This is a genomic window from Cryobacterium sp. M96 (genome assembly GCF_002929845.1).
GTDB classification, from domain to species: domain Bacteria; phylum Actinomycetota; class Actinomycetes; order Actinomycetales; family Microbacteriaceae; genus Cryobacterium; species Cryobacterium sandaracinum.
This window is the reverse complement of the sequence record NZ_PJJS01000050.1, coordinates 36,781-56,072: the sequence shown is the minus strand read 5'-3', so window position 1 is coordinate 56,072 and position 19,292 is coordinate 36,781. Positions and strand designations below refer to the sequence as shown.

Annotated in this window: 18 protein-coding genes; 10 read left to right on the top strand and 8 right to left on the bottom strand. The window is 69.2% G+C overall.

The annotated features are described in order from the left end of the window. Window positions 1–21: 21 nt before the first annotated feature. Window positions 22–1,413, bottom strand: coding sequence for an FAD-binding oxidoreductase (locus CXY79_RS10475; protein ID WP_104101076.1), 1,392 nt, complete (start codon window positions 1,411–1,413; stop codon window positions 22–24). Window positions 1,414–1,602: 189 nt separating this feature from the next. Here CXY79_RS10475 and CXY79_RS10470 point away from each other — a divergent pair, with 189 nt between their 5' ends. From CXY79_RS10470 to CXY79_RS16490, 4 genes are all read left to right on the top strand, one after another. After that, on the top strand, window positions 1,603–3,237 hold the full coding sequence (locus tag CXY79_RS10470; protein ID WP_104101282.1) for an AlkA N-terminal domain-containing protein: 1,635 nt from the start codon (window positions 1,603–1,605) through the stop codon (window positions 3,235–3,237). Further along, window positions 3,234–4,109: a fumarylacetoacetate hydrolase family protein gene (locus tag CXY79_RS10465; protein ID WP_233191411.1), complete on the top strand. Its 876-nt coding sequence runs from the start codon at window positions 3,234–3,236 to the stop codon at window positions 4,107–4,109. The genes CXY79_RS10470 and CXY79_RS10465 overlap by 4 nt, the downstream gene beginning before the upstream one ends. A gap of 64 nt (window positions 4,110–4,173) precedes the next feature. Further along, window positions 4,174–4,386, top strand: a complete 213-nt coding sequence (locus tag CXY79_RS16495) for a glycosyltransferase family 2 protein (RefSeq protein ID WP_134511274.1) — start codon at window positions 4,174–4,176, stop codon at window positions 4,384–4,386. A gap of 107 nt (window positions 4,387–4,493) precedes the next feature. Then, on the top strand, window positions 4,494–4,667 hold the full coding sequence (locus CXY79_RS16490; RefSeq protein ID WP_233191410.1) for a hypothetical protein: 174 nt from the start codon (window positions 4,494–4,496) through the stop codon (window positions 4,665–4,667). A gap of 112 nt (window positions 4,668–4,779) precedes the next feature. Here CXY79_RS16490 and CXY79_RS10455 read toward each other — a convergent pair whose 3' ends face one another. Both CXY79_RS10455 and CXY79_RS10450 read right to left on the bottom strand, forming a co-directional pair. Continuing rightward, window positions 4,780–5,277 (bottom strand): hypothetical protein, encoded by a 498-nt coding sequence (locus CXY79_RS10455; RefSeq protein ID WP_146068126.1) that lies wholly within the window; start codon window positions 5,275–5,277, stop codon window positions 4,780–4,782. 221 nt (window positions 5,278–5,498) lie between these two features. Further along, entirely contained in the window at window positions 5,499–7,046 is a 1,548-nt protein-coding gene (locus tag CXY79_RS10450; RefSeq protein WP_104101074.1) for an amino acid permease, read from the bottom strand. Window positions 7,047–7,266: 220 nt separating this feature from the next. Between CXY79_RS10450 and CXY79_RS10445 the strand changes: the two genes are divergently transcribed. The 5 genes from CXY79_RS10445 to CXY79_RS10425 all read left to right on the top strand — a co-directional run bounded on the left by CXY79_RS10445 (window position 7,267) and on the right by CXY79_RS10425 (window position 12,435). Continuing rightward, window positions 7,267–8,634, top strand: coding sequence for a glutamine synthetase family protein (locus CXY79_RS10445; RefSeq protein ID WP_104101073.1), 1,368 nt, complete (start codon window positions 7,267–7,269; stop codon window positions 8,632–8,634). Continuing rightward, window positions 8,621–9,436: a gamma-glutamyl-gamma-aminobutyrate hydrolase family protein gene (locus CXY79_RS10440; protein ID WP_198412254.1), complete on the top strand. Its 816-nt coding sequence runs from the start codon at window positions 8,621–8,623 to the stop codon at window positions 9,434–9,436. The genes CXY79_RS10445 and CXY79_RS10440 overlap by 14 nt, the downstream gene beginning before the upstream one ends. Then, window positions 9,433–10,794, top strand: a complete 1,362-nt coding sequence (locus CXY79_RS10435; protein WP_104101072.1) for an aldehyde dehydrogenase — start codon at window positions 9,433–9,435, stop codon at window positions 10,792–10,794. Before CXY79_RS10440 ends, CXY79_RS10435 begins: the two co-directional genes overlap by 4 nt. A 35-nt stretch (window positions 10,795–10,829) precedes the next feature. Continuing rightward, on the top strand, window positions 10,830–11,621 hold the full coding sequence (locus tag CXY79_RS10430) for a 3-oxoacyl-ACP reductase (RefSeq protein WP_166784834.1): 792 nt from the start codon (window positions 10,830–10,832) through the stop codon (window positions 11,619–11,621). 67 nt (window positions 11,622–11,688) lie between these two features. Further along, on the top strand, window positions 11,689–12,435 hold the full coding sequence (locus CXY79_RS10425; RefSeq protein ID WP_104101273.1) for a FadR/GntR family transcriptional regulator: 747 nt from the start codon (window positions 11,689–11,691) through the stop codon (window positions 12,433–12,435). A gap of 28 nt (window positions 12,436–12,463) precedes the next feature. Here the strand turns inward: CXY79_RS10425 and CXY79_RS10420 are convergent, their stop codons facing one another. From CXY79_RS10420 to CXY79_RS10410, 3 genes are all read right to left on the bottom strand, one after another. Next, on the bottom strand, window positions 12,464–12,769 hold the full coding sequence (locus CXY79_RS10420) for a hypothetical protein (RefSeq protein ID WP_233191409.1): 306 nt from the start codon (window positions 12,767–12,769) through the stop codon (window positions 12,464–12,466). A 118-nt stretch (window positions 12,770–12,887) separates the two neighbouring features. Continuing rightward, window positions 12,888–14,393, bottom strand: coding sequence for an NCS2 family permease (locus tag CXY79_RS10415; protein ID WP_104101071.1), 1,506 nt, complete (start codon window positions 14,391–14,393; stop codon window positions 12,888–12,890). Between the two features lie 139 nt (window positions 14,394–14,532). After that, complete coding sequence (locus CXY79_RS10410; protein WP_233191408.1) at window positions 14,533–16,062, bottom strand: carboxylesterase/lipase family protein; 1,530 nt, start codon at window positions 16,060–16,062, stop codon at window positions 14,533–14,535. A 102-nt stretch (window positions 16,063–16,164) separates the two neighbouring features. Here CXY79_RS10410 and CXY79_RS10405 point away from each other — a divergent pair, with 102 nt between their 5' ends. Next, window positions 16,165–17,445 carry a uracil-xanthine permease family protein gene (locus tag CXY79_RS10405; RefSeq protein ID WP_104101069.1) on the top strand — a complete coding sequence of 427 codons (1,281 nt, stop codon included), beginning with the start codon at window positions 16,165–16,167 and terminating at the stop codon, window positions 17,443–17,445. A gap of 265 nt (window positions 17,446–17,710) precedes the next feature. Here the strand turns inward: CXY79_RS10405 and CXY79_RS10400 are convergent, their stop codons facing one another. Both CXY79_RS10400 and CXY79_RS10395 read right to left on the bottom strand, forming a co-directional pair. Beyond that, a complete protein-coding gene (locus CXY79_RS10400; RefSeq protein ID WP_104101068.1) occupies window positions 17,711–18,040 on the bottom strand; it encodes a peptidase in 330 nt (109 codons plus the stop codon). After that, the gene (locus tag CXY79_RS10395; RefSeq protein WP_104101067.1) at window positions 18,037–19,239 is read right to left on the bottom strand and encodes an inorganic phosphate transporter; all 1,203 of its coding nucleotides are present in this window, start codon (window positions 19,237–19,239) and stop codon (window positions 18,037–18,039) included. The genes CXY79_RS10400 and CXY79_RS10395 overlap by 4 nt, the downstream gene beginning before the upstream one ends. Window positions 19,240–19,292 lie beyond the last annotated feature (53 nt).

The following is a 19,292-nucleotide window of genomic DNA, read 5'->3' as shown; positions in this document are numbered from 1 at the left end:
CCCAACAGACTAGCCGCGCGCTCACGCCTCGAACATGGTGCCCGGGTTGAGGATGCCCAACGGGTCGAACGCCGCCTTGATCCGGCGCTGCAGGGCGAAGCCCGTGTCGCCAAGCTCCTCGGCCAGCCAGCGCCGCTTGAGCACGCCGACCCCGTGCTCGCCGGTGAGCGTGCCGCCGAGTTCGAGCGCGGCACGGAAGAGCTCGTCGGCCGCCAGCCAGACCGCCTCCGGCACGACCGGCTCCGCGCCGCCCCGGGCCGGATCGAACGGGATCAGGAAATTGGGGTGCAGATTGCCGTCTCCGGCGTGGGCCACCGTGGGGATGGGCAGGCCCGTGCGGGCGCTGATCTCAGCGATCCGCGCGAACATCTCGGCCAGCCGGGAGCGGGGCACGCAGACATCCTCGATCAGGACCTCGCCGTGAGCGGCCAGCGCCGGATGCGCGGCCCGCCGCACGGCCAGCAGTCGATCGGCGGATTCGGCGTCGGTGGAGACGCGCACCTCCCCTCCCGCGGCCCGCAGCACGGCCACCGCCTGGTCCGCCTCCGCCTGGCTCGCCGGCCCATCCGTCTGCACCAGCAGGAACGCTCCCCTAGTCGGAACTCCCTCGAACAGGTTCGGCCCGAGGTACGCCGCGATCAGGGCCAGGGCCACCGGGTCGATGAGTTCCATCACGGCCGGGCGCAGCCGGGCCGCCGTGACGAGACCGGATGCCGCGGCCGCCTGGGCCACGTCGGGGAACGTCGCGCCGATCGTGACGGTCTCACCCAGGGTGATGGCGCGCGCCCGCACGGTGGCCTCGACGATCACGCCGAGGGTGCCCTCCGAGCCGGTGAGCAGGGCGGTCAAATCGTAGCCGGTGACGCCCTTGACGGTGCGGTGCCCGGTCTCCAGCAGGCTCCCGTCGGCGAGCACCACCGTCAACGCCAGCACCGCCTCCCGGGTGACGCCGTACTTCGCGCAGAGCAGCCCACCCGCGTTGGTGGCGATGTTGCCGCCGACCGAGGAGATCGCCCGGCTTGCCGGGTCCGGCGCGAACCACAGCCCGTGCGCGGAGAGGGCCGTGTTGAGGTCGCCGTTGAGCACGCCCGGCTCGACCACGGCCAGTTCATCCTCCGGGCGGATCTCGAGGATACGGTTCATCCGCTCGACGCTCAGCACGATGGCGCCGTCCGTGCCGCACGCTCCCCCGGCCAGGCCCGTTCCGGCTCCGCGGGTGATCACCGGCACGCGAAACTCGGTCGCGATGCGCAGCGTGGCCTGCACCTGGTCGACGGATGCGGCGTAGACGACCGCCAGCGGCATCCCCGGGGCAACCCAGCCCGATTTGTCGCCCCGAACGGCCGCGAGCCGGCGCGGATCGACGCTGACGTGGGTGCCGAGTTCGGCCTGCAGACGCTCCAATGCGGTCATGCGCCCAGAGTACCGGGCCGGGTGCCGGAGGGCAGGCCCGGACACAGGCCGGCATGGCCCGCGGCCGCTGCGGCCGGCACCGGCGATGGCCGATTCCCGCTGGTGCGCCCGGGCTCGCGGTGGCAGGCTGGCCGGGTGACCATCCCTCCTGCCGGGCTCGATCCGGTCTTCTTCGAGCGCTACCGGGCCATGTCCTCCCGAGACTCCCGCTTCGACGGTCAGTTCATCACGGGCGTGCACTCCACCGGAATCTACTGCCGCCCCAGCTGCCCGGCGGCCACACCGAAGCCGGCCAATGTGTCGTTCTATCTCACCAGCGCGGCCGCGCACGAGGCCGGCCTGCGGGCGTGCAAACGCTGCCTTCCTGATGCCGTCCCCGGGTCGCCGGACTGGGACATCCGTGACGACCTCGCCGCCCGCGCCATGCGCCTGATCAGCGACGGCACGGTTGAGCGGGAGGGCGTGCCCGGCCTCGCCCGCCGCCTCGGCTACAGCGAACGGCACCTGACCCGCGTGCTCGTGACCGAGCTGGGCGCCGGCCCGCTCGCGCTCGCCCGGGCGCACCGCGCGCAGACCGCCCGCGTGCTGCTGGCGAGCACGGATGTCCCGATCACCGAGGTCGCATTCGCCGCCGGTTTCGGCAGCGTGCGCCAGTTCAACGACACCATCGCCGTCGTCTACGAGCGCACCCCCACCGAGCTGCGCCGCGCCCGTCCCGCCCGCGCCCAGCCCCGCGCCCAGCCCCGCGCCCAGCCCCTCGGCGTCGGCGGGGTCGGTGAGGCCGGCTTCGGGGTCGGTGACGGGACGGGCATCGACCTGCTGCTGCCGGCGCGCGCGCCGTTCGACGGGGTGGGGGTGCTGCGGTTCCTTGCCGCGCGAGGCCTCGCGGGGGTGGAACAGGCGACGGATGCCCGTTACGCGCGCACGCTGCGCCTGCCACACGGACCCGCGACGGTGGAACTGACCCTGTCGGGAACGGCGGCCGCGCCAGCCGTCGCCTGCCGCGCCCGACTGGCCAGCCTCGCCGACCTCGCGCCGCTCGTCAGCCGGGTGCGGCGCCTGCTCGACCTGGACGCGGACTCCCGGGCGATCGACCTGGCGCTCGGGCGGGACCCGCAACTCGCGGCCGGAATCGCGGCCACCCCCGGCATGCGCGTGCCGGGCAGCGTGGACCCCGAGGAGACCCTGTTCCGCGCGCTCATCGGCCAGCAGGTCTCGGTGGCCTCCGCCCGAACGGCACTCACCCGGCTCGCCGCTGCGCTCGGCGACGACGTGTACCCGGGTGCAGGGGACAGCGACAGCAGCGCCACCACCGGCACCAGCGGCACCAGCGCCACCACCGGCACCAGCCAACGCCCCTTCATCCACGACCCCACCGCCGCTCCCCTGACCCGGCTGTTTCCCACCGCCCAGCGGATCGCAACCGAGGGCCGCGGCGTGCTGCGCGGCCCGGCCGCGCGCATCGACGCGATCATCGGCGTGGCGGAGGCGCTCTGCTCCGGCGATCTGGTGCTCTCCTACGGGCAGACCCGGGAGGATCTTGAGTCCCGTCTGACCGCCCTGGCCGGGATCGGACCGTGGACGGCCGGATACGTGGCCCTGCGCGTGCTGGGCAGCCCGGACATCCTGCTGACCAGCGACCTGGCCCTGTTGCAGGGCGCCGGGCGGCTCGGCCTGCCCGCGGAGGCCCGGCAACTCGCCCGCCACGGTGCCGCCTGGGCGCCGTGGCGCAGCTACGCCGGCATGCACCTGTGGCGCGCGGCAGGCGCCGCGGCTACCCCGCGCACCGCGACCCCTCCCGGGCCAGATAGCCTGAACAGGTGAAATTCGCCCACCTGAGAGTTGAAGGTCAATCCACTCCGCGGCTCGCCGCCGTCTTCGACGACGCAGCGCTGTTCCTCGACGAGATCATGGACGACGCCCCCCGCGATCTGCAGGACCTGATAGAAAAGGACACTGACGAGTACAACCGGGTGCGCGCCCTGAGCCAGAACGCCGCCGCGCAGGGAGCAACGCTCACCCCGCTGGGCGAGCTGCGCTACTCGTCGGCCGTGCTGCGTCCGCCTCAGATCATCGCGATCGGCGCCAACTACGCCGCCCACTCCTCCGAGCTGGAACTGCGCGTCGAAACGGCCGCGACCGTTTTCTCGCTCTGGCCCAACTCGCTCACCGGGCACGAGTCCACGATCACCTGGCCGACCGATCTGACCAGCCAGGTCGACTACGAGGCCGAGCTCGGCGTGATCATCGGCACGGCCGCACACCACGTGTCGGTGGCGGACGCTCTCGACCATGTCTTCGGCTACACGGTCGTCAACGACATCACGGCGCGCGACCTGCAATTCTCCGAGGCGCAGTGGTCGCGCTGCAAGTCCTTCGACGGTTTCACGCCCACCGGGCCGGTCGTCATCACGGCAGACCAGATCGCCGACCCGCAGGACCTGTGGCTGACCACCCACGTCGACGGCCGCATCCTGCAGGACGCCTCGAGCGGCGACATGGTGCGCTCGGTCGCCGAGATCATCTCCTACCTCTCCAAAACCTCGACCCTGCTGCCGGGCACGCTCATCTCCACCGGCAGCCCGGGCGGCGCCGGCTACAGCCGCAAACCTCCGGTGTTCCTGCGCGACGGCTCGACGGTCACGATCACCATCGACAAGATCGGGTTCCTCACCACGCATTGCCGCGCGATCTGACCGTGACCGCCAGATGGAGGATCAATGCGACAGCTCGCTGCGGGCGGGAAAGGAGGCAGCGACGATGACGATCTCGGTCGTGATCCCCTGCTACAACGACGCCGCCCTTCTCCGAACCTGCCTCGCGGCTTTAGCCCGGCAGCAGCGGGTGCCCGACGAGGCGATCGTTGTCGACAACGCGAGCACGGATGCTTCGGCAGAGATCGCTCTCTTCGGGGGTGCGCGGGTCGTGCGGGCGACCCAGCGGGGCATCTGGCCGGCGGCGGCAGCCGGCTAGGATGCGGCATCCGGTGACGTGATCGCCCGTCTCGACGCCGACTCCGTGCCGCCAGCCGACTGGCTGGCGCGGATCGAGTCCGCGCTGGCGGAGTCCCCGGGAGCGACATGGTCACCGGCCCCGGCGATTTCTACGGCTGCGGCACCCTCGTGGCCTGGTTGGGCGGGACCTTCTACATCGGCGGATATTTCTTCTGGATGCCGTTCTGGCTGGGGCACCGGCATGCCGCCCGGTACGCGGTGCGGCGCCACCGGGCCGGGCGTCCCACGATCGGGCACTGACCTGTTTCGCGGGGGCATCGAATCAGCCCGCCGGCCTCCGGTTCAGCCGGCCGGCCAACCTCCGGTTCAGCCTGCTACCAGCCGGATCAGCCTGCCGAATCGGCCCGCCTGATCAGCCAGCCGCCCGGTAAAGCGCGGCGAGGGCCAGCTCCGCGACGATCCCGGCGATCGAGTAGCCGAGCACGTGCACCGGGGTGGGCCCTGCGTCGGGGAACACGATCAGGTCGGCCACGAACGGGGCGTAGTCCCAGGGTTCGGTGCCGCCGGGCCCGGCCGCGCACGCCTGGTAGTGCCCGGCCAGGTCGTGGCTCTGCACGAAGTAGCCGGCGTCGGCCAGCAGCGGGGCCAACAGCACGAAGTCTTCCTTGGAGCCGGTCGCGCCGGGCAGCAGCACGCTTCTCGGAGCGGCCGGGTCGCCCAGCTCGAAGGCGGCGAGGTTCCCGCTCGGCGCCGGGAACCAGAAGGCGCGGCTGCCTGCGGGCAGCACCGTCCAGTCCCGGTCGGGGAGGGTGTGGTCGCGCAGCACCATCGCATCGGCCGGGTTCCCTGCCGGCCGAGCGGCCGGCGCGGAACCCGGTCGGCCGCGGGAACGCCGCTCCCAGAGGCACATGGCGTCACGGTAGCGCTCCCGCCCCGCAGCCCGAATGATTTCGACGGAGATTCTGCCGAAAACGGACCTCACCACGTCGAAATGGCCGTTTTCCTCGAGAATCTCCGTCGAATTGGTTCAACACCGGCAGGTCGCTCCGCCTGTGCTGAACAGCGTCCACGCGGGTGCGTCAGTTCTGACCCGCGGAGGGCGACCCAACCAAGCGATCGAAACTCGTTCGGCTACGGCGCGCGCTGGTCGTCCCGGCCGTCGAGAGCGAGCAGTTGCTCCTCCACGGCGCCGCCGTAGCCTTCCTTCTGCGGGTCGCCGTGCAGGCCGCCGGACACCGCGTATTCTTCCTCCGGGGAGAGCACGAGGCGCTTGCGCCCGTAGAGCGCGAAGATCAGCAGCATGACCACGTAGACCACGGCGATGGCCGCGATGGCCGGGCGGGCCGGCTCGTTGATGAAGAACCCGAAGAAGATCGCCAGCGAGAGGATGCCCGCGATCACCGCCCCGGGTACGCCCCACGGGCTGCGGTAGGGCCGGTTCGCATTCGGGTACTTTCGGCGCAACACGACGAACGAGATCATCTGCAGGATGTAGGCGATCACGGCTCCCCAAACGGCGATGTTGAGCACGATCGCCCCGGCCACGCCGCCGGCGCCGCCGAGCGAGTCGACGAGGATCAGGGCCACGAAGCCGATCAGGGCCCCCACGAGCAGCGCCACCGCCGGAGTCTGGCGGCGGCCGGTCAGGGAGAGGAATTTCGGGTAATAGCCGGCCCGCGACAGGGAGTACATGTTGCGCCCGTAAGCGAACATGATGCCCTGCAGGGAGGCCAGCAGTCCGACCAGGGCGAACAGGGCCAGCACAGCGGCCGCCTCGTCGCCGACCATCGCCCGAAAGCCGTCGAGCAGTGGCTCCCCGGCGGTGGCGATGTTCGAGGCCCCGACTATCCCGGTGTTGAGCACCAGCACCAGGAGCCCGGTCACGATCAGGGTCGTGCGGGCGATCAGACCGGCTCGCGGGATGTCCCGCACCGGGTCGTGGGATTCCTCCGCGGCCAGCGGCAGCTCCTCAATTCCGAGGAAGAACCACATGGCGTAGGGCAGGGCGAACAGGATCGGCACCACGCCGAAGGGCAGGAACTCGGACTGGCCGGCCTCCGGGGCGATATCGAAGAGGTTGTCCACACTGAAGAGCCCGGAGAAGGCCGCCATTGCCGAGAACACCAGCAGGATGCCGATGGAGATGATCGAGACCACGATCGCGAATTTGAACGAGATCGCGGCGCCGGCCGAGTTCAGGCCGATGAATACGGCGTAGAGGATGGCCCACCACGCCCAGGCGGGCAGTGAGACTCCGAGCAGCTCACTCGTGATGCCGTCGGCGTAGGACGCCGAGAAGTACACGATCACGGCGGTGGTCGCGACATACTCGATGGTCTCGGCCAGGCCGGTGACGAAACCGCCCCAGGGCCCGAGCGCCGCCCGGGCGAAGGAATAGGCGCCGCCCGTGTGCGGCATGGCCGACGCCATCTCCCCGATCGCGAAGATCATGCCGTAGTACATGACGATCAAGAGGGCGAAGGCGATCAGCATTCCGCCGAATCCGGCGAAATCGATGCCGAAGTTCCAGCCCGAGAAATCGCCGGAGATGACCGCGGCGACGGCGAGTCCCCACAGCCCCCAGATCCCGGCGCTGCGGCGGAGCTTGCGTTTCTCGAAGTACCCTGCCTCTGCCGTCGTGTAGGTCACGCCCGAGACGTTCAAGGTGTCTTTGGACATCCTGGATTCCTTTGCGCTCTGGTTGCGCAACTCAGCGATCGAGCGGCAACTCCGGGAGTTTACGTTGGCATGACTATAGGGCTCCAATGGTGGCTTGTACATACCTTTACGTGCCCGATTCCTGAGTCGAGCGGAACAAAAATTGGCCGTTACGCCGCGCTCGATCTGTGGTCTAATGGTCGAATGTTCACCCTTTGACCGGCTCGATGAGGAGAAGTTAATGACACCCCGCTCCGGAAATCTCTCGCTTGAGGACCTCACCTCCCTGGTTCTCGGCGGCGACATCGACACCGTCGTCGTCGCATTCACCGATATGCAGGGGCGGCTGGTGGGCAAGCGGGTTTCCGCGCGGCTCTTCCTGGACGACGTGGCCGGCCACGGCGCGGAGTGCTGCAACTATCTGCTGGCCGTCGACGTGGAGATGAACACGGTGGACGGCTATGAGATGTCGAGCTGGCGACGCGGCTACGGCGACATGGCCATGATCCCCGACCTCGCCACGCTGCGACGCGCGCCCTGGCTGCCCGGGGCCGCCCTCGTCACCGCGGACCTGCGGTGGCTCGACAAGTCACCCGTCGTGGCGTCGCCCCGCCAGATCCTGAAAACCCAGCTGGCCCGGCTGGCCGACCGCGGGCTGGTGCCCTATGTCGGCACCGAGCTGGAGTTCATCGTCTTCGACGACGGCTACCGGGAGGCGTGGAAGAAGGGCTACCGCGACCTGACCCCCGCCAGCGATTACAACATCGACTATGCGCTGCTCGCATCCACCCGGATGGAACCGTTACTGCGGGACATCCGTAACGCCATGGACGGCGCCGGCATGTACTGCGAGGGCGTCAAGGGTGAGTGCAACCTGGGCCAGCAGGAGATCGCGTTCCGCTACACCGACGCCCTGGCCACGTGCGACAACCACTCCATCTACAAGAACGGCGCCAAGGAGATCGCGGATGCCCACGGCAAGAGCCTGACCTTCATGGCCAAGTTCAATGAGCGGGAGGGCAACAGCTGCCACATCCACATCAGCCTGCGCGGCACCGACGGATCCGCGGTCTTCGCCGACAAGGATGCCGATCACGGCATGTCGACGCTGTTCCGTCACTTTCTCGCCGGCCAGCTCGCGGTGATGCGCGAGCTGACCCTGTTCTCGGCACCGAACATCAACTCCTACAAGCGCTATGTCAGCGGCAGCTTCGCGCCGACAGCGATCGCCTGGGGGCTCGATAACCGCACGTGCGCCCTGCGCGTGGTGGGGGCCGGCCTCGGCCTGCGGGTGGAGAACCGAGTGCCCGGCGGCGACGTGAACCAGTACCTGGCCGTGGCCGCGCTGATCGCGGCCGGCCTCTACGGCATCGAGAACGAACTCGAACTCGACGATGCCTTCGTCGGCAACGCCTACGAGAGCGGCGCCGAGCGGGTGCCGGCCTCGCTGCGGGAGGCCACAGCGCTGTTCGCGACATCCACGATCGCCCGGGAGGCATTCGGCGACGAGGTCGTCGATCACTACCTCAACAACGCGCGGATCGAGCTGGAAGCCTATGACGCGGCGGTGACCGACTGGGAGCGGGTGCGCGGCTTTGAGCGCCTCTGACCCCGGCACCGCACCGCGCCCCGGTGCCGACCCGCGCCCCGTGATCGGCCTGACCACCTATCTCGAGCAGTCCCAGACCGGTGTCTGGGACGTGCCGGCCGCCTTCCTGCCCCAGGCCTATTTCGACTCGGTCATCCGCGCGGGCGGCATCGCCGTGCTGCTGCCGCCGCAGCCCGTGGACGCGGCCATTGCCGACCGGGTGCTCGACGGCCTCGACGGCCTGGTCATCACCGGCGGCAAGGACGTCGATCCGGCGCGTTACGGTCAGGCCGCCCACACGAAAACCGACGAGCCGCGGCGGGACCGTGACGCCTGGGAGCATGAGCTGATCCACCGGGCCATCGACCGGGAGCTGCCGCTGCTCGGCATCTGCCGCGGCGCCCAGATGCTCAACATCGCACAGGGCGGCACCCTGCACCAGCACCTGCCCGACGTCGTGGGCCACGGCGGCTACCAGGCCGGCGGCGGCGTCTTCAACATCGTGGACGTGCACGTGGAACCCGAGTCGCGGCTGCACGGGCTGCTCGACGCCCTGGACGTGCCGCTTCCCGTTCCCGTCTACCACCACCAGTCCATCGACCGGATCGGCGCCGGCCTCACCGTGTCCGCACGCACTCACGACGGGGTCGTGCAGGCCGTGGAACTCACCGATGTCCCGTTCGGGCTGGCCGTGCAGTGGCATCCGGAACAGCACGACGACCTACGTCTCTTCGCGGGCCTCGTCGACGCGGCCGCCCGCTACCGGGCGGCCCGTGACCACGACCACGACCACGACCACGATCAGGAAAGGGACACCCTGTGAGCAGCTACACCGTGATCAACCCGGCCGACGAGACCCCAGTATCCGTGGTCGAACACCTCGACACGGATGCGACCGATGAGGCCGTCTCCCGGGCGGTGGCCGCGCAGCGGCTCTGGTCCCGGGTGGCGCCAGCCGACAAGGCTGCCGTTCTGCGCCGCTTCGCGGAGGCCGTGGACGGGGACCGGGAGAACCTGGCCCGCATCGAGATGGCCAACTCGGGGCATCCGATCATGCAGGCGCGCTGGGAGGCCGGCCATGTGCGCGACGTGCTGACTTACTACTCGGCCGCCCCCGAGCGACTCTTCGGGCGGCAGATCCCGGTGTCCGGCGGTCTCGACGTGACCTTCCAGGAACCGCTGGGTGTGGTCGGCATCATCACCCCGTGGAACTTCCCGATGACGATCGCGGCCTGGGGTTTCGCTCCCGCCCTCGCGGCTGGCAACGCGGTGTTGCTGAAGCCGGCGGAGTGGACGCCGCTCTCCAGCATCCATCTGGGCGTACTCGCCCGGGAGGCCGGCCTGCCCGAGGGGCTGTTCCAGGTGCTGCCGGGCCGCGGATCGGTGGTCGGCGAACGGTTCGTGACGCACCCCCAAGTGCGGAAGGTCGTCTTCACCGGGTCGACGGATGTCGGCAAGCGGATCATGGCCGGCTGCGCCGCCCAGGTCAAACGGGTCACCCTGGAACTCGGCGGCAAGAGCGCCAACATCGTGTTCGCCGACTCCAACCTGGAGAAGGCCGCCGCCACCGCACCCTCCGGGGTGTTCGAGAACGCCGGCCAGGACTGCTGCGCCCGTAGCCGCATCCTGGTGGAGCGGAGCGTCTACGACCGATTTCTCGAGCTGCTCGAGCCGGCCGTCGCCGGTGTGCGGGTGGGTGATCCCGCCGACGAGAGCACCGAGATGGGCCCGCTCGTCTCGGCCGCGCACCACGCCGCGGTCTCGGCCTATGTGCCTGAGGGCTCCCCCGTGGCCTTCCGGGGCAGCGCCCCGACCGGACCGGGTTTCTGGTTCCCGCCGACCGTGCTCACCCCGGACTCCCGCACGGACCGTTGCGTCACCGACGAGATCTTCGGACCCGTCGTCACCGTGCTGCCGTTCGACGGTGAAGACGACGCCGTGAACCTCGCCAATGACACCGACTACGGCCTCTCCGGATCGATCTGGACCCGCGACGTGGGCCGGGCGATCCGAGTGGCGCGGGCCGTGGAATCCGGCAATCTGTCCGTCAACTCGCACTCCTCCGTGCGCTACACGACTCCATTCGGCGGCTTCAAGCAGTCGGGCCTCGGCCGGGAACTGGGCCCGGACGCCCCGTTGTCGTTCACCGAGACCAAGAACGTCTTCATCGCCGTCGACTAGACGCCACACCCTCAGACGAACCCCAAGGAGCCAGCATGAGCACCCTCACCCCCATCGACCTCACCCAGCGGCTCGCGGGCCGGGTCGCCGTGATCACAGGCGGTGCCAGCGGCATCGGCCTGGCCACGGCGAAACGGTTCGCCGCGGAAGGAGCAACGGTTGTGATCGGCGACCTCGACGAGGCGGCGGGGCTCGCGGCGGCCGACCAGCTCGACTGCCTCTTCGTCAAGGTGGATGTCACCGACGAGGGCGAGGTCAACAACCTCTTCGACACCGCCTATCTCACCTACGGCTCCGTCGACATCGCGTTCAACAATGCCGGGATCTCCCCGCCCGACGACGACTCGATCGAGACGACCGAGCTACCGGCCTGGCAACGGGTGCAGGACGTCAACCTGAAGTCGGTGTACCTGTGCTGCCGGTCCGCCCTGCGCTACATGGTGAAGCAGGGCCGCGGGTCGATCATCAACACGGCCTCGTTCGTGGCCGTGCTCGGCTCCGCGACCAGTCAGATCTCCTACACCGCCTCGAAGGGCGGCGTGCTCGCGCTCAGCCGCGAGCTGGGCGTGCAGTTCGCGCGCCAGGGCATCCGGGTCAACGCCCTTTGCCCCGGCCCGGTGAACACCCCGCTACTGCAAGAGCTATTCGCGAAGGACCCGGAGCGCGCGGCCCGGCGGCTGGTGCACATCCCAGTCGGCCGGTTCGCGGAACCCGAGGAGCTCGCGGCCGCGGTCGCGTTCCTGGCCAGCGATGACTCCTCGTTCATCACGGGCTCCACGTTCCTGGTCGACGGCGGCATCAGCTCGGCCTACGTGACGCCGATGTAGCGGTGCGGGAGGGTGCGGAAACCGTGATGGACTGGAAGTTCGACCAGGAGCCAGGACCAGAACAGTGATCGACGACGAACAGCCCGGGCTCGACAGTGGACTGCTGCTGCGCCCCGTGCACAGTGGCAACGCCTTCGAGGAGACCGTGCAGCGGCTGCTGCAGACCGTGCGGCTGGGACTCGTCGCGCCCGGCGAACGACTGCCGGCCGAACGCGAACTCTCCGCCATGCTCGCCGTGAGTCGGGACACGCTGCGGGATGCGATCGCATCCCTGGCCGAGGCCGGCTATCTGGTCTCCCGACGCGGTCGCTACGGCGGCACCTTCGTCAACGATTCGTTGCCCCAGCAGACGCCCGGCCGAGGCCACGAGCGTGGACTGCCGGCGCGCCGGGACATCTCCGTGGCCGAGATCGAGGACGCGCTCGCGCTCCGGGAAATCTTGGAGGAGGGCGCCGCCCGGCATGCCGCCGCGCGCACCCTGTCGCCCGGCGAACGGGAAGTGCTGTGGAACAGCCTGGCCGACTCGATCGGCGCCACCGGCGAGGACTACCGCCGACTGGACTCCAGGCTGCACCTCACCATCGGCGAGCTGGCCGGCTCACCGTCGCTCGTGCCGCTGCTGGCCGAAGTGCGGATGCGGATCAACGAACTGCTCGACAACATCCCGTCACTCGGACCGAACATCGCACACTCGGACCGGCAGCACGAGCAGATCGTGACCGCGATCCTGACCGGTCGGCCCGACGCCGCCGCACAGGCGATGGCCGAGCATCTGGCCGGCACCGCCCTGCTCCTGCGCGGCTTCCTGGAGTAGCGCGAGGCCGCGCCGGGCCAGATCGAGGTCAGATCAAGAACGCGAACGGCAGCGCCAGCAGGCCGAGGGCCAGCGCCAGCAGCACGAGCAGCAGCGAGCCGGCCAGCAGCACCGCGTTGAGCACGATGCCCCAGATCGCCAGGGTGCGCGCCTGCGGTTCCCGTCCGAGGGCGAGGATGCCGACGACCAGGCCGGCAATGGGCACGAGGAAGGTCCAGCCGGCGACGATCGACACAAGGCCGAGCACGAGGCTCGACACGGCCAGAGTGCTGCTCCGCGGGGGTACGGGCTCGGCAGTGTAGACCGGGGCCTGGTCGGGAGCGATGGTTGACATGGGCGGTTCTCCGTTTCGATGGGGAGCGACGGATGCCGCTCTCCCAACGACACTACGGAGCATCCGTTCTGGCACCCATGGGGTTAGCCCCCGAATCGGGCCGGGGGCGGCCACACGGTCACGCGCCGAACAGAACCTCGATCGGGCCGCGCACGAAGAAGACCAGGAAGCCGGCCGCGACCACCCAGAGCAACGGGCTGATCTCGCGCGCCTTCCCCGAGAACGAACGCACCAGCACCCAGGTGATGAAGCCGGCCCCGATTCCGTTGGCGATCGAGTAGGTCAGCGGCATCACGATGATCGTGAGGAATACCGGTAGCACGATGGAGAACTCCGTGAAGTCGATGAATCGGATCTGGGACACCATCATCGCGCCGACGATCACGAGGGCGGCCGCGGCCACCTCGAGCGGCACGATCTGGGTGAGCGGGGTGAAGAACATGGCCGCGAGGAACAGCAGTCCCGTGACGATGTTGGCCAGTCCCGTGCGAGCACCCTCGCCGATGCCGGCACCGGACTCGATGAACACCGTGTTCGACGAGGCAGAGGTGGCACCGCCGACGACGGCGCCGACGCCCTCGACGATCAGGGCGGATTTCAGGCGCGGGAAGTTGCCCTTCTCGTCGGCCACATCGGCCTCGCTGGCCAGGCCGGTCATGGTGCCCATGGCGTCGAAGAAGTTCGTGAAGACGAGCGTGAAAACAAGCATCGACGCGGCCAGCATGCCGATCCGGTCGAAGGCGCCGAAGCTGACCTGTCCGACGAGGCTCAGGTCGGGCAGCGAGACGATGGAGGTCGGCAGTACCGGAGCGTTCAGGTTCCAACCGTCGGGGTTCTGCCCGAATGACGGCCCGACCTTGAAAATCGCCTCGAGGACCACCGCGATCAGCGTGGTGGCGACGATTCCGATCAGGAGGGCCGCCTTCACCTTGCGGGCGACCAGGATGCCGAGAATGATCAGGCCGAGCACGAACACGGCGGTCGGCAGGCTCACGACGGAGCCGTTGTCGCCGAGCTGCACGGGCGGCGACGCGGCGCCGCTCGCGCGCACGAAGCCGGAGTCGACCAGGCCGATGAAGGCGATGAACAGGCCGATGCCGACCGTGATGGCGATCTTCAGCTGGCGCGGCACGGCGTTGAAAATGAGCTCGCGTAGGCCGGTGGAGGCGAGCAGCACGATGATGAGCCCGTTGATGACCACGAGGCCCATGGCCTCCGGCCAGGTCACCTGGCCGACGACGCTCACGGCCAGGAAGGAGTTGATGCCGAGGCCCGCGGCGAAACCGAAGGGAAGCCGGGCGACGGCGCCGAACAGGATGGTCATGACGCCGGCGGTGAGGGCGGTGACCGCGGCAACCTGGCCGTTGGGCAGCCATCCGCCGGCCACGTCGACCGCGGCCTGGTCGGCGCTGAAGCCGCCGAGGATGAGCGGGTTGAGGATCACGATGTAGGCCATCGTGACGAACGTCACCAGACCGCCGCGGATTTCTCGGCCGTAGGTGGAGCCGCGCCGGGTTATTTCGAAGTACCGATCGATGCGGGACTTGAGCCCCGGGTTCGTGCCCGCCGGGGCGTCCGGCTTGGGGGCAGGCGTGGATGACGTGTGGGTCTCTGTTTCAGAAATGGGGTGCTCCTGGTGTCCGACTCAGCTGATTCTCAGTTCCTCAGTTTACGGCCCCGGAGCGCGGGCCGATTCCGCGGGGCTGGGCGAGGACGGCCCGCGGAGGCAACCGGCCGGGCTTCCGGGCTGTGGCACGCCGAGCTCAGATGTGCGGCACGAAGGCGTCCCAGGCCCGGCGGCGGTCCCCGCGCGGGTCGGACTCGACACGGTCGACGGCGTCGATGACCAGGGTCAGGCGCTCGGCCTCGTCGTAGAGCGGCCAGGCCGCATCCGGCACCCCGGAGGCCGCGAAACTGAGCCACCAACCCTGCATCCGGGCACCGATCCGCTGGAAGTCGCGGCGACCGCCGAGCGCGGTCATGCCGCGGCCGAACCAGCCGTCGAGCCGGTCGAACAGCGGGAACAGCTCGAGGCCGTGCGTAGCGTCGAGCCCCATCAAACGCACCAGGCGCGGCGCGGCATCGAAGCGGTAGAAGCGCACCGGGGCATACCGGGAGTGCCGTTCGCCCACGCGCACGCTCGGGTACCAGAAAGAAAAATCACCACCGAAATCGAGGGCGGGCCGCAGCGCGGGTATCCCGGGGTACTGCGCCCGCAGGCGCGTGCGAGCCTTCTTCTTGGTGTTCGCGAACACGGCGCGGATGCGCCCGGGCGTCGTGGCGAGGATGTCGATGCGCCCACTGAACAGCGAACCTTCCCGCGAGTTGGTGCCGATGATCAGCGGAATCCGGTGGGCACGGCCGTCGCGGAAGGCGTCGAGAGGTCGTTCAGGCAGGAAGTCGCCGTCGATCACGGGCGAGAGCGGGATCGTGCCGGGGTACCGGTCCGGGGCGCGCCGGGTCAGGTCGCTCGTGGCCTCGGCCAGATGTTCCGGGTCGGCCTGCAGAAGCAGGGCAGCGGCATTCGTCACCGTGGTGGGCGAGTTCGTCGGGTCGGCCTGCCCGGTGCGCCGGGCCAGGAGCCGCACAAAATCCGTGGCCCACTCGGCGGTGACATCGGGGGCATAGACGGCGTTCGGTGGGGCGCTCTGCGCGATCGCGCGCTGGAAGAGTCCGGCGGCGGCCGGGACGGTCATCAGGGTGGTCACGGCGTTGGCTCCGGCCGATTCGCCGAAGAGGGTGACGGCATCCGGGTTGCCGCCGAACGCGCGAATGTTGCGCCGCACCCAGCCGAGCGCAGCCACCTGGTCGCGCAGCCCGAGGTTGCTCTCGAAGGCATGCTCCGCGGTCGAGTAACGGCTGAAGTCGATGTAGCCAAGCGCCCCCAACCGGTAGTTGAGGCTGACATAGACGATGCCGCCGCGCCGCACGAGCCCCTCACCCTGCCGGGGCACCTCCCGCGAGGACCCGACGCTGTAGGCGCCGCCGTGGATGAAGACCATGACGGGCCGCAGCATCCGCGGGTCGACCGGTTCATCGGGAGCGATCACGTTGAGGTTGAGGCAGTCCTCGCTTTGCGGGATCGTCGGTTTCGCGCCGATGAACTGGCCGCGGTGGCTCTGCGTGGCGACCGGGCCGAAGGAGCTTGCATCCCGTTCGCCCGGCCAAGGCGCGGCCGGCTGCGGAGCGCGGAATCGGAGCTCGTCCACGGGGGCGGCCGCGTAGGGAATCCCGCGCCACTGGCGCACCCCGCGCACCCGGATTCCGTGCAGCAAGCCGGATTCAATCCTCACCGAGAGTGGCTCTGCTTGGGGAGGCTGAACGGATGGTCTCACCGTCCGATCTTAATTGTTCACTACCATCGGGATTACGTACGACACGGAAACGAGAAACACATGGCTCTGCCCTGGACCCTGCACGGTGACGGAAAAACGGTCGGAGCCACGGATGTCGTCGGCCCCGGCGAGCGCCTGAACTGGCCGCTGACCATCGGGATCGGCACCCAGCACGTCATCGCCATGTTCGGTGCCACGTTCCTGGTACCGCTGCTCACGGGCTTCCCACCCAGCACAACGCTGCTCTTCTCGGGCATCGGCACCCTGCTTTTCCTGGTAATCACGCGCAACAAGCTGCCCAGTTACCTCGGCTCCTCGTTCGCCTTCATCGCGCCGATCACCGCCGCGACCGCGAGCGCGGGCATGGGCAGCGCCCTGTTCGGCATCATCGTCGTCGGCCTACTCCTGGCCCTGATCGGCGTGATCGTGCAGCTCACCGGCACCGGCTGGATCGACGCATTGATGCCGCCCGTCGTCTCCGGGGCCATCGTCGCCCTGATCGGCCTCAACCTGGCTCCCGTCGCCAAGTCGAACTTCGAGCTGGCCCCGCTCACCGCGCTGATCACCCTGCTCGCCGTGATCCTCTCGACCGTGGTGTTCCGCGGCATCCTGGGCCGGCTGTCCATCTTCATCGGCGTGATCGTGGGCTATGTGGCCGCCGTGGTGGCCGGCGAGGTCGACTTCAGCGGGGTGGGCGAGGCTGCCTGGATCGGCCTGCCCCAGTTCACCGCGGCGATGAACCCGTTCGCGGATCCGTCCGCCGCCCTCGGCGTGCTGCCGGCGTTCCTGCCGGTCGTGCTCGTGCTGGTGGCCGAGAATGTGGGCCACATCAAGGGCGTTGCCCAGATGACGAATGTGACGGTGAACCGCTTCACGGGTCGCGCCCTGATGGCCGACGGCCTGGCCACGATGCTCGCCGGCTTCAGCGGCGGATCGGGCACCACCACCTATGGCGAGAACATCGGCGTCATGGCGGCCACCCGCATCTACTCCACGGCCGCCTACTGGGTCGCGGGCATCACCGCGGTGCTGCTCGGACTCTCCCCCAAGATCGGTGCGGTCATCAACACGATCCCGGCGGGGGTGCTCGGCGGCGTCACCACGGCCCTCTACGGCCTGATCGGCATCATCGGCGTGAAGATCTGGCTCGACAACAAGGTCGACTTCAGCAAGCCGGTCAACCAGTTCACCGCGGCCACCGCGCTGATCATCGGCATCGCCGACTATACCTTCTCGGCCGGCAGCCTCAGCTTCAACGGCATCGCGCTCGGCACGGTCGCCGCCATCGTGATCTACCACCTGATGACGTGGGTGGCCCGGGTGCGCGGCACCGCACGGTAGCATCCGCGGCCCTCCGCAGCGCCGCAGGTAGTGGCTCGCGGCGCATGTCCTGGCTCGCGGCGCACCGTCTACCGTGCACCCAGCTCCACGGGGTGCGCCGCCAGCCTGACGGACCAGGTCGCGCAGTCATCCGGCGTTGCGAGCGTGCAGCGCCGTTCCGCACGTGGCGTGCCACCAGCGCAGCGGCGCAGCTACCGCGCGGCGACCGAGAGCGCCCGTTACGGCACGGAACGCTGCGAGGGAAGCGGAACAGGGACGCAGCGGGTCAGCGGTGCAGGGCCGGCACAATCAGGTAGACACCGTAGAGCACGGCCGCGCTACAGAGCACGAAACAGGCGTAGGCGCCCATCAGGGCGACCTGCTTCTGCAGAGGGCTCAGTGGGCCGGCGGCGGCCTTGCGCGCGCGCTTGGCCTCCTTGGCCGCACGCTTGGGGGTGAGCACGGTGATGGCTCCCGTGAATTCGGCCGGTTCGACCACGGGTACACGGCCGGAGGTGGTGAGCAACCGCAGCCCGAGCGAATACAGGCCCACCACGACCGCGGACGAGAAAAGAGAAGCGAGCGCGACGACGAGGAACGCAGACCAATCGATCACAGCGCGACCTTCTTCTGATCCTTGCGAGAGGCCGTGCGGGAGGCCTTGCGGGGGGTCTTCCGGATCTTCACGACCCGCCCGGCGTCGTCGATGTCGTGCAGGTTGTCGTGCGTGACCCGGCTCTGGCGGGACCGGCGAAACAGCACGGCGATGACGAGGGAACCGATCACCAGGTCGAGCACGATGCCCATCGGTCCGATCAGGGCGAGTCCGGCCGCGAAGGCACCCATGATGGCCGCCGCCGGCAGGGTGAGCACCCAGCCGAGCGCGATCTGGCCGGCCATCCCCCAGCGCACGGTCGAGCCGCGGCGGCCCAGGCCCGAGCCGATGACCGACCCAGACGCGACCTGCGTGGTGGAGAGCGCGAAGCCGAGTTGGCTGGACGCGAGGATGGTGGCCGCGGTGCTGGTCTCCGCAGCGAAGCCCTGGGCCGGCTTGATGTCGGTGAGGCCGCGACCCATGGTCCGGATGATTCGCCAGCCGCCGGTGTACGTGCCGATCGCGATCGCGATCGCGCAGGTGGTGATGACCCACAGCTGCGGGCCGGTGCCCACGTCCTGCATCCCGCCGGCGATCAGGGTGAGGGTGATGACGCCCATGGTCTTCTGGGCGTCATTGGTGCCGTGTGCGAGGGCAACGAGCGACGAGGAGATGATCTGCGCGTAGCGGAAGCCGCCCCGGCCATCCGCCTTGCCGGAATCCCGCCGGGTGATGAAGTAGGCGAACCTGGTGGCGAGGTAGGCGACGATGCCCACCGTGAGCGGGGCGATCAGTGCCGGCAGGATGACCTTGGCCAGCACGACGTCGTGGGCGACCGCCTGCGAGCCGACGCCGATGATCGTCGCGCCGATGAGTCCGCCGAACAGGGCGTGGCTCGAGCTGGACGGCAGGCCACGCAGCCAGGTGATGAGGTTCCAAACGATGGCGCCGATCAGGCCCGCAAAGATGATCTCGGGAGTGATCTGAACTCCGGCGTCATCCTTGTTGATGATGCCGCCGGAAATGGTCCTGGCGACCTCGGTGGAGAGGAAAGCCCCGACCAGGTTCAGAATGGCGGCGAGTCCCACCGCGACCTTCGGGCGCATGGCGCCGGTCGCGATGGGGGTTGCCATCGCGTTTGCGGTGTCGTGGTAGCCGTTGGTGAAGTCGAAAATCAGTGCGAGCGCAATCACAAGCGCAACGATCAGGGTGAAATCCACCGGCGTCTTCCTCTGAGTGTACGACAGCCGGGGTTATCTCAAGCTGCACCGCT

Excerpts from the sequence above, each read along its gene's own strand:
- CXY79_RS10445 (WP_104101073.1), top strand. The coding sequence starts at position 7,267 with ATGACACCCCGCTCCGGAAATCTCTCGCTTGAGGACCTCACCTCCCTG.
- CXY79_RS10470 (WP_104101282.1), top strand. The coding sequence starts at position 1,603 with ATGTCCTCCCGAGACTCCCGCTTCGACGGTCAGTTCATCACGGGCGTG.
- CXY79_RS16490 (WP_233191410.1), top strand. The coding sequence starts at position 4,494 with ATGGTCACCGGCCCCGGCGATTTCTACGGCTGCGGCACCCTCGTGGCC.
- CXY79_RS10420 (WP_233191409.1), bottom strand. The coding sequence starts at position 12,769 with ATGTCAACCATCGCTCCCGACCAGGCCCCGGTCTACACTGCCGAGCCC.
- CXY79_RS16495 (WP_134511274.1), top strand. The coding sequence starts at position 4,174 with ATGACGATCTCGGTCGTGATCCCCTGCTACAACGACGCCGCCCTTCTC.
- CXY79_RS10450 (WP_104101074.1), bottom strand. The coding sequence starts at position 7,046 with ATGTCCAAAGACACCTTGAACGTCTCGGGCGTGACCTACACGACGGCA.
- CXY79_RS10455 (WP_146068126.1), bottom strand. The coding sequence starts at position 5,277 with ATGTGCCTCTGGGAGCGGCGTTCCCGCGGCCGACCGGGTTCCGCGCCG.
- CXY79_RS10405 (WP_104101069.1), top strand. The coding sequence starts at position 16,165 with ATGGCTCTGCCCTGGACCCTGCACGGTGACGGAAAAACGGTCGGAGCC.
- CXY79_RS10475 (WP_104101076.1), bottom strand. The coding sequence starts at position 1,413 with ATGACCGCATTGGAGCGTCTGCAGGCCGAACTCGGCACCCACGTCAGC.
- CXY79_RS10430 (WP_166784834.1), top strand. The coding sequence starts at position 10,830 with ATGAGCACCCTCACCCCCATCGACCTCACCCAGCGGCTCGCGGGCCGG.